The organism is Enterobacter sp. BNK-34, from assembly GCF_048684445.1.
Classification (GTDB): Bacteria; Pseudomonadota; Gammaproteobacteria; order Enterobacterales; family Enterobacteriaceae; genus Enterobacter; species Enterobacter pseudoroggenkampii.
The window spans coordinates 2281362-2294890 of sequence record NZ_JBLQUA010000001.1; the positions used below are offsets into that span (position 1 = coordinate 2281362).

12 protein-coding genes are annotated in these 13529 nt (G+C 56.5%); 4 read left to right on the forward strand and 8 right to left on the reverse strand.

What is annotated here, in order from left to right; genetic code table 11:
* Window positions 1–77 precede the first annotated feature (77 nt).
* Window positions 78–1754 (reverse strand): YbaL family putative K(+) efflux transporter, encoded by a 1677-nt coding sequence (gene ybaL / locus ACMGG5_RS11015; protein ID WP_024906856.1) that lies wholly within the window; start codon window positions 1752–1754, stop codon window positions 78–80.
* Between the two features lie 229 nt (window positions 1755–1983).
* Complete coding sequence (locus tag ACMGG5_RS11020; protein ID WP_061715852.1) at window positions 1984–3204, reverse strand: MFS transporter; 1221 nt, start codon at window positions 3202–3204, stop codon at window positions 1984–1986.
* 169 nt (window positions 3205–3373) lie between these two features.
* Here ACMGG5_RS11020 and ushA point away from each other — a divergent pair, with 169 nt between their 5' ends.
* Window positions 3374–5026 carry a bifunctional UDP-sugar hydrolase/5'-nucleotidase UshA gene (gene ushA, locus ACMGG5_RS11025; protein ID WP_024906858.1) on the forward strand — a complete coding sequence of 551 codons (1653 nt, stop codon included), beginning with the start codon at window positions 3374–3376 and terminating at the stop codon, window positions 5024–5026.
* Between the two features lie 92 nt (window positions 5027–5118).
* Here ushA and ybaK read toward each other — a convergent pair whose 3' ends face one another.
* The 3 genes from ybaK to copA all read right to left on the reverse strand — a co-directional run bounded on the left by ybaK (window position 5119) and on the right by copA (window position 9141).
* The gene (gene ybaK / locus ACMGG5_RS11030) at window positions 5119–5598 is read right to left on the reverse strand and encodes a Cys-tRNA(Pro)/Cys-tRNA(Cys) deacylase YbaK (protein WP_023343509.1); all 480 of its coding nucleotides are present in this window, start codon (window positions 5596–5598) and stop codon (window positions 5119–5121) included.
* Between the two features lie 199 nt (window positions 5599–5797).
* Window positions 5798–6592, reverse strand: a complete 795-nt coding sequence (locus ACMGG5_RS11035) for a TraB/GumN family protein (RefSeq protein ID WP_024906859.1) — start codon at window positions 6590–6592, stop codon at window positions 5798–5800.
* A gap of 50 nt (window positions 6593–6642) precedes the next feature.
* A complete protein-coding gene (gene copA, locus ACMGG5_RS11040) occupies window positions 6643–9141 on the reverse strand; it encodes a copper-exporting P-type ATPase CopA (RefSeq protein ID WP_061715849.1) in 2499 nt (832 codons plus the stop codon).
* Between the two features lie 108 nt (window positions 9142–9249).
* Between copA and cueR the strand changes: the two genes are divergently transcribed.
* Complete coding sequence (gene cueR, locus ACMGG5_RS11045; protein ID WP_024906861.1) at window positions 9250–9660, forward strand: Cu(I)-responsive transcriptional regulator; 411 nt, start codon at window positions 9250–9252, stop codon at window positions 9658–9660.
* On the opposite strand, the gene ACMGG5_RS11050 is transcribed toward cueR, so the two are convergent.
* The 3 genes from ACMGG5_RS11050 to ACMGG5_RS11060 are packed head-to-tail and all read right to left on the reverse strand — an operon-like array spanning window position 9657 to window position 11916.
* Window positions 9657–10109 carry an NfeD family protein gene (locus ACMGG5_RS11050; protein ID WP_024906862.1) on the reverse strand — a complete coding sequence of 151 codons (453 nt, stop codon included), beginning with the start codon at window positions 10107–10109 and terminating at the stop codon, window positions 9657–9659. The genes cueR and ACMGG5_RS11050 overlap by 4 nt on opposite strands.
* Entirely contained in the window at window positions 10106–11020 is a 915-nt protein-coding gene (locus tag ACMGG5_RS11055; RefSeq protein ID WP_024906863.1) for an SPFH domain-containing protein, read from the reverse strand. The genes ACMGG5_RS11050 and ACMGG5_RS11055 overlap by 4 nt, the downstream gene beginning before the upstream one ends.
* Window positions 11021–11064: 44 nt before the next feature.
* A complete protein-coding gene (locus tag ACMGG5_RS11060) occupies window positions 11065–11916 on the reverse strand; it encodes a hypothetical protein (RefSeq protein ID WP_420277838.1) in 852 nt (283 codons plus the stop codon).
* Window positions 11917–12059: 143 nt separating this feature from the next.
* Here ACMGG5_RS11060 and fetA point away from each other — a divergent pair, with 143 nt between their 5' ends.
* Together fetA and fetB are read left to right on the forward strand one after the other, a co-directional pair.
* Complete coding sequence (gene fetA, locus ACMGG5_RS11065; RefSeq protein ID WP_061715847.1) at window positions 12060–12731, forward strand: iron efflux ABC transporter ATP-binding subunit FetA; 672 nt, start codon at window positions 12060–12062, stop codon at window positions 12729–12731.
* Complete coding sequence (gene fetB / locus ACMGG5_RS11070) at window positions 12724–13506, forward strand: iron efflux ABC transporter permease subunit FetB (protein ID WP_024906866.1); 783 nt, start codon at window positions 12724–12726, stop codon at window positions 13504–13506. The genes fetA and fetB overlap by 8 nt, the downstream gene beginning before the upstream one ends.
* Window positions 13507–13529 lie beyond the last annotated feature (23 nt).

Here is a 13529-nt window from a genome sequence, read left to right on the forward strand (position 1 = left end):
GTAAGTTGCCTTTTTTAATGTTTGTTCCCTCTCCCCGTGGGAGAGGGCCAGGGTGAGGGAATCAGACCGCACCAAACTTACCCCGTCACCGCCTCTTCAACTGGCGGTTTTTCCAGCAGCGTCAGCATGGTGTTAGCAATCTCGCGCTCGCCCATCACCACCTTATCTGCACCGCGCTCGGTAATGTACTCCACCTCGTCGTCATAGTGCGCCCGGGCGATAATCTCAATTGTTGGGCACTTCGCGCGTGCGGAAGCCACAATCTCACCCGCTTCATAGCCGTTAGGAATGGTCAGCAGCAGCCAGCGGGCGCAGTCCAGATGCGCCAGATTCATGATCTCTTCGTTCGCCGCATTGCCCAGCACCGCACGAATACCGCGCTCGCGCAGCTCGTCGACGCGGGTGCGTGAGGTCTCAATCACCACCAGCGGAATACCCTGTGCCATCAGCTTTTCACCGAGCAGGCTGCCCACGCGGCCAAAGCCGACCAGCAGAGCGTGGTTGCAAATATCAACCGGGATCTGCTTCTCTTCTTCGATGGCCTCTTCGAGCGTCTGCTCTTCCAGCGTTTCGGTTTTATCGAGGTATTTTTCCAGCAGGGCAAACAGCACCGGGTTCAGCATGATCGACAGGATCGCCCCCGCCAGCACCAGGTTTTGCCCTGCCTGCGGCAGCAGGTTCAGAGCCATGCCCAGACCGGCCAGAATAAAGGCGAACTCACCGATCTGCGCCAGGCTGGCGGCAATGGTCAGCGCCGTCCGCGGCGAGTGGCCAAACATCCGCACCAGGAAGAAGGCGGCAAGCGACTTACCAAAGATGATGATCGCCAGCGTGCCCAGCACGGCCAGCGGTTGATGGATCAGGACCATCGGGTCAAACAGCATCCCGACGGAGACGAAGAACAGTACGGCGAAGGCATCGCGCAGCGGTAGCGTATCGTGCGCAGCGCGGTGGCTCAGCTCGGACTCGTTCAGTACCATCCCGGCGAAGAACGCACCCAGAGCAAAGGAGACATCAAACAGCTCAACGGCACCAAAGGCGATGCCCAGCGCCAGCGCCAGCACGGAGAGGGTAAACAGCTCGCGTGAGCCGGTCGCCGCGCTGCGGGACATGATCCACGGCACCAGACGGCGGCCCACCAGCATCATGATGGCGATAAACGCCACAACCTTACCGATGGTGATGCCCATATCCAGCGCCAGCGAGGCAAAACCGACGTTGTCTTTTTCCATCATCCCGGCGACGGCAGGCAGCAGTACCAGCGTCAGGACCATGACCAGGTCTTCCACAATCAGCCAGCCAATCGCGATCTGCCCGCGCTGGCTGTCAATCAGCTGTCTCTCCTCAAGCGCGCGCAGCAGCACCACGGTACTGGCGGTTGAGAGACACAGCCCAAATACGATGCCGGTCATCAGCGACCAGCCCAGTACGGCCGAAAGCGCCATCCCCAGCAGCGTCGCCACCCCTATCTGGGCGATCGCTCCCGGTATGGCAATCGACTTTACCGCCATCAAATCCTTCAGGGAAAAATGCAGACCGACGCCAAACATCAGCAGAATCACGCCCAATTCCGCCAGTTCAGGTGCCAGTTTGGTATCCGCAACGAAACCTGGCGTGAACGGTCCCGCCAGAACACCTGCCAGCAGATAGCCGACAAGAGGAGAAATACGCAGTTTATTGGCAATCATGCCGAGGATAAAAGCGAGCACAAGTCCACCAACAATGGTGGTGATAAGCGGTGTGGCGTGGTGCATTCCGTCTCCTTTCGTTGTGGGTGTTCCTTTTTGGCGAAAACCAAAAAACCGAGTAATAGTTTATGACAATTTTTACCCTTATGTTTATGAATAATTGTTGAAGTTTGAATAAAACAGCAATATGCACGTAAAAAAGCGCATTTTGAAAAATTCAGAGAGTGGATGAAGAAGAAACCCTTATGGCATCAGGGTGTCAGGTAGCCAAAGTAAAACTTTGGCTACCCGTAATTCAGGCTTTATGCCGGTTATCAGGCAGGAATATGGTTAACATCCCAAGAAGCGGCAGGAAAGCGCAGATTTTATAAACCAGGAAGATGCTGGTGTGATCCGCAACCATCCCTAACACCGCTGCGCCAAGCCCGCCCATACCGAAGGCGAAACCGAAAAAGAGTCCGGAAACCATACCGATACGGCCAGGCAGCAGCTCCTGGGCATAAACCAGAATGGCGGAAAACGCGGAAGCGAGGATAAAACCAATAATCACGGTTAAAATCCCCGTCCATTCAAGGCTCGCGTGCGGCAAAATAAGGGTAAACGGCGCCACGCCGAGGATAGAGCCCCAAATGACATATTTACGCCCAATCTTATCACCCACAGGCCCGCCAATGACCGTACCGGCCGCGACGGCGAACAGGAAGGCAAACAGGTGAATCTGCGCATTTTGTACCGATAATCCGAATTTTTGCATCAGATAAAAGGTGTAATAGCTGCTGATGCTCGCCATATAGAAGTATTTCGAGAAAATCAGCACCAGCAGCACAGAGACGGCCAGGATAACCTTATTGCGCGGCAGGGGATTAATAACCTTCGCTTTAGGTTTCCCTTTGTTCACGCGATGCTGCGCGGCATACCAGCGGCTGATTTGCGCCAGCACGATAATCGCCAGCAGTGCGGCCAGTACAAACCAGGCCACGTTGCCTTTGCCATACGGCGCGATGATCACCGCCGCCAGCAATGGGCCCAGGGAGCTACCAAAGTTACCGCCCACCTGGAAGAGCGACTGCGCCAGCCCGTGACGACCACCGGACGCCATCCGTGCCACGCGGGAGGACTCCGGATGGAACACGGACGACCCGGTACCCACCAGCGCGGCGGCGATCAGCACGGCTTCAAAACTCCCGGCCATGGCCAGCAGCACCAGCCCGCTTAAGGTAAAGCACATGCCAACCGGCAGCGACCACGGCATCGGGTATTTATCCGTCCAGTAGCCCACCACCGGCTGCAGCAGCGAGGAAGCCAGCTGGAAGGTCAGGGTGATCATCCCGATCTGCACGAAGGTTAACGAAAACTCGGACTGCAGCAGCGGATAAATCGCCAGAATCAACGACTGGATCATGTCGTTGAGCAGGTGCGAGAGACTGATTGCGCCTAAGACTTTAAAGGAGGTGCGCGATGCAGGCGGCGACGCCGGCGCGCCCGGAGCGGGCTGGGTTGATTCACTGATTGCCATAGAGAGAAGTACCACGTCTTTAGTTATTAGAGATGCAGGGTGTAATTATTATCCGACTAACATACCCGCCCGGGACATTTGAAGAAAGTCGCAATTATGAAAACTTATTTGTCTATTCTTATTAGTCACTGTAATTTCTGCCTTTGTCTATTGGTCAGGGAGAGAGAAGATGAAGTTAATGAAGCGGGGCGTCGCGCTGGCGCTCATCGCGGCGTGGGGGCTGGTAAGCCTGCCCGCGCAGGCGTATGAAAAAGACAAAACCTATAAAATTACCATTCTGCATACTAACGACCACCACGGTCACTTCTGGCGCAGTGAATACGGCGAATATGGCCTGTCGGCACAAAAAACGCTGGTGGATGGCATTCGCAAAGAGGTGGCGGCTCAGGGCGGCAGCGTACTGTTGCTCTCAGGCGGTGATATTAATACCGGCGTGCCGGAATCCGATTTGCAGGACGCCGAACCCGACTTTCGCGGCATGAATCTGATTGGCTACGACGCGATGGCAGTCGGTAACCATGAGTTTGATAATCCGCTGACCGTGCTGCGTCAGCAGGAAAAATGGGCCAAATTCCCGTTCCTCTCAGCCAATATTTATCAGAAAAGCACCGGCGAACGCCTGTTTAAACCCTGGGCGCTGTTTAAGCGTCAGGATCTGAAGATCGCGGTCATCGGCCTAACCACTGACGATACGGCGAAAATTGGCAACCCTGAGTTCTTCACCGATATCGAATTCCGTAAACCGGCAGACGAAGCGAAGCTGGTGATTCAGGAATTGCAGCAAAACGAAAAGCCGGACGTGATTATCGCCACCACGCACATGGGCCACTACGATAACGGCGAGCACGGCTCCAATGCGCCCGGCGACGTCGAGATGGCGCGCAGCCTGCCGGCAGGCTCGCTGGCAATGATTGTGGGCGGTCACTCACAGGATCCGGTGTGTATGGCCTCGGAGAACAAAAAGCAGGTGGACTACGTGCCGGGCACGCCGTGCGCGCCGGACCGTCAGAACGGTATCTGGATCGTACAGGCGCACGAGTGGGGCAAATACGTGGGTCGTGCAGATTTCGAGTTCCGTAACGGCGAGATGAAGCTGGTTCATTATCAGCTCATTCCGGTCAACCTGAAGAAGAAGGTCACCTACCCGGACGGGAAAAGTGAGCGCGTACTTTACACGCCTGAGATTGCAGAGAACCAGCAGATGCTCTCCCTGCTGACGCCGTTCCAGAACAAAGGCAAGGCGCAGCTGGACGTGAAGATTGGCACGCTCAATGGCCGCCTGGAAGGGGACCGCAGCAAAGTCCGCTTCGTGCAGACCAACATGGGCCACCTGGTGCTGGCGGCGCAAATAGCGCGCACCGGCGCTGACTTTGGCGTAATGAGCGGCGGTGGCATTCGTGATTCCATCGAAGGCGGAAACATCACCTATAAAGACGTGCTGAAGGTACAGCCGTTCGGCAACGTGGTGGTGTATGCGGATATGAGCGGGAAAGAGGTGATTGAGTACCTGACCGCCGTGGCGCAGATGAAGCCAGATTCCGGGGCCTATCCGCAGTTTGCTAACGTCAGCTTCGTCGCGAAAGACGGCAAGCTTAACGACCTGAAGATCAAAGGCGAACCGGTTGACCCGGCTAAAACGTACCGTCTGGCGACGTTAAGCTTTAACGCCACGGGCGGCGACGGCTATCCGCATATTGATAATAAACCGGGATACGTGAATACCGGCTTTATCGATGCCGAAGTGCTGAAGCAGTTCATCGAGCAGAATTCACCGATTGACGTGAATGCGTATGAGCCGAAAGGCGAGGTGAGCTGGCAGTAGTGCGGGGATTTTGTGCCGGGTGGCGGCTTCGCCTTACCCGGCCTACATCCGAACCGTAGGCCCGGTAAGCGCAGCGCCACCGGGCAATTTCCTCAATCCCGGCGGGCAATATCCGCAAACTTCGCGTCCAGCATTTTCGCCAGATCGCCCGCCGCCAGCTCAATATCCAGCCCGCGTTTGCCGCCGGATATAAAAATGGTGTCAAACTCCTGTGAGGGCGCATCGATCAGCGTCGGCAGGCGTTTTTTCTGTCCGAGCGGGCTGATGCCGCCCACCAGGTAGCCCGTGGTGCGCTGCGCCACCATCGGATCGGCCATATCCACCTTCTTTGCCCCCAGCGCTTTGGCGACCTTCTTAAGGTCCAGCTGTCCTGCCACGGGAGTCACCGCGACGGCGAGGTGCTTCATATCGCCATTCACCGCCACCAGCAGCGTTTTGTAAACCTGGTCAGCATTCAGCCCCAGCTTGCGCACCACTTCATCACCAAAGTTGGTCTCGTTCGGATCGTGATCGTAAGTGTGGATCCGGAAAGAAATGTTGTTTTTTTCGAGTAATTTAACGGCGGGAGTCATAGCTATCCTTCTTACGACAGACAAATCATGCCAACATCATACGCCTGACGTTTGTCTAAAAAATAGCACCATCTTGCGCAATAGTATTGGCAGTGATGGTCACTTTGAGCGACAATCGGCTCAACCGAAGGTCTCCTTCGGCATAATAAAAACGATGAAATTCCTCTTTGACGGGCCAATAGAAATATTGGCCATTTTTTTATTTTAACAGTGACGGCAAATTCCCTTCTCCGTACAAATGTAACGCCCCAACCGCCACCACGTAATGCCCCGCAGGTAAAGCATGCAGCGTCTGCCGCCAGGCTTTGTTGCGCGCATTCATCAGCACATCATACAGCGATTCGCTGAACGTCGACGGTAACGCCAGCTTACCGTCCTCAGGCGGCGCATCCAGCCACCAGCCAATCATGGTCTGCAGCAGGCGCGCGTTGGTGTGCCAGTGGGTCAGCGTATCATCCAGCAGCATCAGACCGTCGTCGGGAAGCTGCCGCAGAAGCGCAATCTGGCTGTCCGTTCCTTCCAGCTCGATGATGGGCAGGCTGCGCGCCCTTGCCGCGTTCAGCAGCTGGTAATCGATGCCGTAATCACCGCGCAGGCCCAGGCGCTGCGCCTGCGTAGCCTGTAATACCATCGCGATTTGCCAGAGCGGCAGGGTGTCAATCATGGAGAGCGAGACGCCCGTCTCATCGGCCACGCGCGTCAGTTCCGCAAGCTGGGTTTCATCCAGGCGCTCCGCCAGGGTGAGATCGCTCTCGAGCCCGGCAAACGGTGACTCCTGACCCGAAATGTCCGCTTCAACGACCAGCGCGTCGGCGTGTTTCAGCAGTTTTATCAGGCCGGGTGGCAGGGGAGACATATCCTGCGTTCCCATATGGATGCTGCCGACCAGGTGCAGCTGTTGCCCGCCGGGAAGCGAGATATCCAGACCGGGCCAGGCGTAACGGCGGGGAAAGAGGGCGCGAAACGATGTTTTTATACGATTAAACAGACCCATACGCGCTCCATGAACGGAAAGGTTCATGCTAGCGCGTACGGGTACAAGGTTCAATCCTTCGGTTTAAAGCGCAGCAGGCGGTTGGCGTTGCTCACCACGGTGATGGAGGAGAGTGCCATCGCCGCACCCGCGACCACCGGGTTAAGCAGCGTGCCGGTCAGCGGCCACAAAATACCGGCAGCAATCGGGATGCCGAGTGAGTTATAGATAAACGCCCCCAGCAGGTTCTGCTTCATGTTGCGCAGCGTGGCTTTTGAAATGGCCAGCGCGTCGGCAACGCCCATCAGGCTATGGCGCATCAGCGTGATGGCAGCGGTTTCAATGGCGACATCGCTCCCGCCACCCATCGCAATCCCCACGTCAGCCTGGGCCAGCGCCGGGGCATCGTTGATGCCGTCGCCGACCATCGCCACCTGACGACCCTGACTTTGCAGTTTCTTGATGGCGTCCGCTTTACCGTCCGGCAGTACGCCCGCAATCACCTCATCAATTCCCGCTTCTTTCGCGATGGCGTTGGCGGTGGTCGGGTTATCCCCGGTCAGCATTACCAGACGGTAACCGGCACGGTGCAGGCGCTGCAGGGCGTCCACGCTGTCCTGGCGAAGCGGATCGCGCACGGCCAGCAGCGCGGCGGCTTTGCCATCCACCGCCAGCAGAACCGGCGTGGCGCCCTGAGACGCCTGCGCTTTAAGCTCGCTTTCCAGCGCGGTGGTATCAATACCGTTTTCATTGAGCAATGCCTGGTTGCCCAGCAGCAGCACGTGGCCTTCTGCTTCGCCGCTGACGCCGAGCCCGCGCAGGGTGCGGAAATTGCTGACCTGCGGAAGGGCAGACTCACTCGCTTTATCGAGAATGGCGCGCGCCAGCGGATGGCTGGAGCCTTGCTCCAGCGCGGCGGCGAGGCGCAGCGCGTTCCCTTCCGGAATGCCGACCGTGTGGACGGCCACCACCTGCGGTTTACCTTCCGTCAGCGTGCCGGTTTTATCAAACACCAGCGTATCGAGGGTGCTGGCCCGCTGCAGCGCGTCCGCATCCCGCACCAGTACGCCAAATTCGGCTGCGCGGCCAACGCCGGAGATGATCGACATCGGCGTCGCCAGACCAAGGGCGCAAGGACAGGCAATGATCAGTACCGTGGTGGCGATCACCAGGGTATAAACAATCTGCGGCGCGGGGCCGAAGACATACCAGATCGCCGCGCTCAGCAGGGCAATACCAACCACCACCGGCACAAAAATGGCCGAGATTCTGTCAGCAAGCTGGCCAATTTCCGGCTTGCTGCTCTGCGCCTGGCGCACCATGCGGATAATACGCGACAGCGTGGTGTGGCTGCCGACGGCGCTGGCGGTGAACAGCACGCTGCCGTCCTGTACCACCGTACCGGCATGCACGGCGTCGCCGTCTGATTTCTGCTGGGGGATAGGCTCCCCGGTCAGCATCGCTTCATCCAGCCAGGCTTCGCCCTGGGTTATCTTACCGTCAACGGGAACCCGGTCGCCGGTTGTCAGACGCAGCGTCATGCCCGGCTGAACCTCGGCCAGCGGAACGCTCTTTTCCCCTTCGTCCGTGACCACGCGGGCCGTCGGTGGGGTTAAATCGAGCAATCTTTCCAGCGCTTTCGAGGAGCGCTGACGGGCGCGGGCTTCCAGCATATGACCTAAGTTAATCAGGCCGATAATCATCGCGCTGGCTTCATAATAGAGATGCCGCGCTTCCATCGGGAACCACTGGGGCCAGACGTTCACGCTCATCGAATAGAGCCATGCTGCGCCGGTACCGAGCGCCACCAGCGTATCCATCGTCGCGGTGCGGTTTTTCAGGCTTTTCCAGGCGCTGGTATAGAAATGTCCGCCTGCAAACACCATCACCGCAAGGGTAATCAGACCAATCACCAGCCACAGCGTGCGGTTGTCGTCGGTAACCATCATGTTGTCGCCGAGCATGCCCCACACCATCACCGGAATACCGACCAGCAGGGCAACGATGGCCTGCCAGCGGAAGCGCTTCATGGTGGCGATAGCCGTTTCCTGCTGGCGCTCGCGGCGCTCGGCATCATCTTCGATGGCCTCCGCCCCGTAGCCCGCTTTCTCAACGGCCTGCACTAAATCTGCGGCGGAGGCACTGCCCATCACCAGCGCAGTACGCTCCGCAAGATTGACCCGTGCCTGCGCGACGCCCGGTACGGCCTGCAAGGCGTTTTGTACCCGGGAGACGCAGCTGGCGCAGCTCATGCCGTTGATCAGCAGCTGTTGGCTGTCATCAATATCATCAGCTACCGGAAGCTCAGGAGTGGCCGCTGTCAGTGCTTCCGACGGGGATGATGACTCTGCCAGCGGTTTAGCCTTTGGGTGGCTTAACTCCGCCCCGTAACCGGCCTGCTTGATGGTATCGATCAGCGCATCCGCGCTGGCGCTGCCGGTCACGGCGGCATGATCGATAGTCACCTCAGCGCTTTCAACGTCAGGGCGCTGTTCCAGGCTTTCTTTAACGCGTTTGACGCAGTGGCCGCATGAGAGGCCGTCCAGCGTCAGGTCAATAGTGTGAGACATAACAAAACTCCCGTATAATATTTTGGTCAGTTGTTGACCGGAGTAACGCTTTTTACTAACTGTTATGAAGGTTAAACCTTCCATCAAGGGGAAGGTCAAGGGGGAAATGTGAATATCAGTGATGTGGCAAAAAAAACCGGCTTAACCAGCAAGGCAATCCGTTTTTATGAAGAAAAGGGACTGGTCACGCCGCCGCTGCGCAGCGAAAACGGCTACCGCAGCTATACGAAACTGCATATTGATGAGCTGACGCTGCTGCGCCAGGCAAGACAGGTCGGGTTTAATCTGGAAGAGTGCGGCGAGCTGGTTAACCTGTTCAACGATCCGAAGCGTCACAGCGCCGACGTGAAAAAACGCACGCTGGAAAAGGTGGCCGAGATTGAACGTCACATCACCGAACTGCAGGCGATGCGCGAACAGCTGCTGCAGCTCGCGGAGTCCTGTCCGGGGGATGACAGCGCCGACTGCCCGATAATCGACAATCTTGCCGGCTGCTGCCACCGTAAGGCCTCTGCCTAACAGGCTTTCACCCGCAGGGTAATGCCTTCCACCGCAATGACCTCAACCCGCGTGCCGGCGCTGAGGTCGTCGTCGGCGACCACCGGCCACGAGCTGTCGCCCACCCGCATATGCCCCCGCCCGTTTACCAGGGCGGTATCGAGCGTAAAACGTTTGCCGACAATTTGCTGCCCGCGCTGGTTAAGGTGCGCGTCGACCGGTTTCTGCTCGTTAACCCGCCGGTTGAGCCAGCGCCACCACAGCCACGCGGCCACCAGCGTGAGCACGGCAAACAGTGCGCCCTGCCACGCCCACTCCAGGGGAAGGATCCAGACCAGAAGGCCCGTAATGACGGCGGCAACACCGCTCCAGAGCAGGTAGCCGTTGCCGCCCAGCATCTCCGCCGCCAGCAATAAGCCACCGAGGCTTAGCCAGAAGGCATGAGGATGTGCAACGATCAGCTCAATCATTTTTTACGCTCGTTTCCGCTGTCCTTGATCAGTTCGGCAATACCGGCGATAGAGCCCATCAGGCTGCTGGCATCCAGCGGCATCATCACCACTTTGCTGTTGTTCGCCGAGCCAATCTGTTTCAGGGCGTCGGTATATTTTTGCGCGACAAAGTAGTTCACGGCCTGGATATCACCGGCGGCAATCGCCTCAGACACCATTTGGGTGGCGCGGGCTTCCGCTTCGGCCGAACGTTCACGCGCTTCAGCCTGTAAGAATGCGGACTGACGATCGCCTTCCGCTTTCAGGATCTGTGACTGTTTTTCACCTTCCGCTTTGAGGATCTCCGCCTGACGCACCCCTTCAGCTTCCAGAATATAGGCGCGCTTGGTTCGCTCGGCCTTCATCTGGGCGTTCATGGAGGCGATCAGCTCCGCCGGTGGGCGCACGTCGCGGATCTCGATGCGGGTGACCTTGATCCCCCACGGGTTCGTTGCCTCGTCGACAATGTGCAGCAGGCGGGTGTTGATGCTGTCGCGCTGGGAAAGCATCTCGTCCAGCTCCATCGAGCCGAGCACGGTACGGATGTTGGTCATCGTCAGGTTGACGATCGCCAGCTCCAGGTTGCTCACCTCATAGGCCGCTTTTGGCGCATCAATCACCTGAATAAAGCAGACGGCGTCGATGGTGACGTTGGCGTTATCTTTGGAGATCACTTCCTGGGACGGAATGTCCAGAACCTGCTCCATCATGTTGATCTTGCGACCAATTCTGTCCATGAACGGAACAATCAGGCTTAAGCCAGGCTGGAGTGTGTTGGTGTATCGACCGAAACGCTCAACGGTCCACTGATAACCCTGAGGGACAATTTTGACGCCGGCGCCCACGATAACCAGCGCAACGAAAATAAGGACAGGAACAACGATAAGCATAAAAACCTCCTGTTTTGCATGCTGTGACGAGTGAAAGTGTGTGTTTATTGCTCGTAAGTATAGGTAAAGTCAGAGATGAATCCATCACCCGCTTCAGCAATGGCTTTCGATAATCCCTCGTAGTAATTCTCCAGCCCCAGCGCTTCGATACGCTGGATCTGTTCGCGAATGGGGGCGCAGAACAGTACGGCATTCCCCGCTTCAACGCGCTTGTTATTCGGTGGAAGGTCGCCCGCGATGGCTTTAAACCAGGTTCTGATACCCTGCTTTAAATTATGCGGCGCTTTTGTCAGATTATCCATGCCCGTCAGGACCTGCAGGGTAGGGAACTCATCGGCCAGCACGGCGGTTTTCATTCGTGCAAAGAACTGACGGAACAATTCAAACGATCCCAGATCGGTCACGCGTGGTTTGGTGGTTTTACCGTTCTTATTGCCGATTTTACCTGCGGCTGACGCTGCGACCGGAACCGCATTCACCTTTTCCAGCTCCAGCCCAAATAACAAATTACAGTGCGCGCGACGCGCTTTCAGCGGGTAGGACATCAGCACGTCAATGAACTGAGTGGCTTTTACATCCGCAAGATTGTGGTTGATAAGCCACTGGGTGCGTGAAAATTCAGCCGGAGAGATGAACCAGTCGGGTACGTCATTGAAACGTTTTGATTTTCCCTTACCGTCAAATTCAAGGAAGTGTGTCCCGTTGTCGAAGGCGAAATAGCAATTTTTGAAGCTGCCGATCGTGGTGTTCACGATGAGCGCCTTCTTAACAAAATCCACCACCTCTGCACCAATGACAAAACGCGTGAGTTCCGACGATTTGATGACTTCCATTAATGTTTCGACATCAGGAACACCAGGCTTCAGGGAAGGAAACTCATAAAAGATATGTGCCATGTCGCATACTTCCTGTAGTGATGGTGGTGACAAATAACAAACAAAAAGTTTAACACTTGCTTTAGCGTGAGGCTATTCGCTCTGTGCGGGCGAAAGGATTATGCTACAGACGGTTATGACAAAAAGCGGTTAACGGAAGCGCAATGAACGATAAAAAAAACGTATTACTTCTCAGGGATGTCGGATTTCGGGTCGGGGAAAACACGATCCTGCAGCACGTCGGGTTTAGCCTGTCGCCGGGCGAGTTTAAATTAATCACGGGCCCCTCAGGCTGCGGCAAAAGCACGCTGTTGAAAATCGTGGCCTCACTCCTCAGCCCGACGGAGGGAACCATTCTGTTTGAAGGACAGGATATTGCGTCGTTCTCTCCGGAAAGCTATCGCCAGCAGGTCTCCTATTGCGTGCAAACGCCCGTGCTTTTTGGCGATACGGTTTATGACAACCTGATTTTCCCGTGGCAAATCCGCAATAAAACGCCGGAGCCGGAACAGTTTATCAACGATCTGGCCCGCTTTGGCCTGGCGCAGGAGACGCTGACCAAATCCATCAACGCGCTGTCGGGCGGAGAAAAGCAGCGCGTCTCGCTGATCCGCAACCTGCAGTTTTTACCGAAGGTGTTGTTGCTTGACGAAATCACCAGCGCACTTGATGACGTCAACAAGCGCAACGTCAACGAGATTATTCATCGCTACGCCCGGGAGCAAAATATTGCCGTGCTGTGGGTGACGCACGATGCTAACGAAATAACCCATGCGGATGACGTGATTACGCTTCAGCCGCACGGCGGGAAAATGCAGGAGGCAAACCGTGGGTGAACATAACATTACCAACGAATCGCTGGCCTTTTCGATGGTGCTGGTATTGATTGCGATTGTGGTCAGCTACCGCGAAAAGCTGGGGCTGGAAAAAGATATTGTGTGGAGCATCTGCCGCGCGGTGATTCAGCTCATCATCGTCGGCTATGTGCTGAAGTATATCTTCAACGTTAACCACGCGGTGTTGACGCTGCTGATGGTGCTCTTTATCTGCTTTAACGCGGCGTGGAATGCGAAAAAACGCAGTAAATACATTGATAAAGCGTTTATCTCGTCGTTTATCGCCATTACCACCGGGACGGCGCTCACGCTGGCGGTGCTGGTGCTCTCCGGCTCGATTGAGTTTACGCCGATGCAGGTTATCCCTATTTCCGGGATGATTGCGGGGAACGCGATGGTGGCCGTTGGGCTCTGTTACAACAACCTTGGCCAGCGATTCAGCAGTGAACAGCAGCAGCTACAGGAGAAACTAAGCCTGGGGGCAACGCCAAAAGTGGCCTCGGCGCGGCTGATTCGCGAGAGCATTCGTTCATCGCTGATCCCAACGGTAGATTCCGCCAAAACGGTGGGGCTGGTGAGCCTGCCGGGCATGATGTCGGGGCTGATTTTTGCCGGTATCGATCCGGTAAAAGCGATTAAGTATCAGATCATGGTGACGTTTATGCTGCTTTCCACGGCAAGCCTGTCGACCATCATTGCCTGCTACCTGACCTATCGGAAGTTTTACAACGCACGTCACCAACTGGTAGTGACGCAATTAAAGAAAACGGGTTAAGCCTGTTTTGTAGGCCCGGTAAG

Excerpts from the sequence above, each read along its gene's own strand:
- ybaL (WP_024906856.1), bottom strand. The coding sequence starts at position 1,754 with ATGCACCACGCCACACCGCTTATCACCACCATTGTTGGTGGACTTGTG.
- ACMGG5_RS11020 (WP_061715852.1), bottom strand. The coding sequence starts at position 3,204 with ATGGCAATCAGTGAATCAACCCAGCCCGCTCCGGGCGCGCCGGCGTCG.
- ushA (WP_024906858.1), top strand. The coding sequence starts at position 3,374 with ATGAAGTTAATGAAGCGGGGCGTCGCGCTGGCGCTCATCGCGGCGTGG.
- ybaK (WP_023343509.1), bottom strand. The coding sequence starts at position 5,598 with ATGACTCCCGCCGTTAAATTACTCGAAAAAAACAACATTTCTTTCCGG.
- ACMGG5_RS11035 (WP_024906859.1), bottom strand. The coding sequence starts at position 6,592 with ATGGGTCTGTTTAATCGTATAAAAACATCGTTTCGCGCCCTCTTTCCC.
- copA (WP_061715849.1), bottom strand. The coding sequence starts at position 9,141 with ATGTCTCACACTATTGACCTGACGCTGGACGGCCTCTCATGCGGCCAC.
- ACMGG5_RS11050 (WP_024906862.1), bottom strand. The coding sequence starts at position 10,109 with ATGATTGAGCTGATCGTTGCACATCCTCATGCCTTCTGGCTAAGCCTC.
- ACMGG5_RS11055 (WP_024906863.1), bottom strand. The coding sequence starts at position 11,020 with ATGCTTATCGTTGTTCCTGTCCTTATTTTCGTTGCGCTGGTTATCGTG.
- ACMGG5_RS11060 (WP_420277838.1), bottom strand. The coding sequence starts at position 11,916 with ATGGCACATATCTTTTATGAGTTTCCTTCCCTGAAGCCTGGTGTTCCT.
- fetA (WP_061715847.1), top strand. The coding sequence starts at position 12,060 with ATGAACGATAAAAAAAACGTATTACTTCTCAGGGATGTCGGATTTCGG.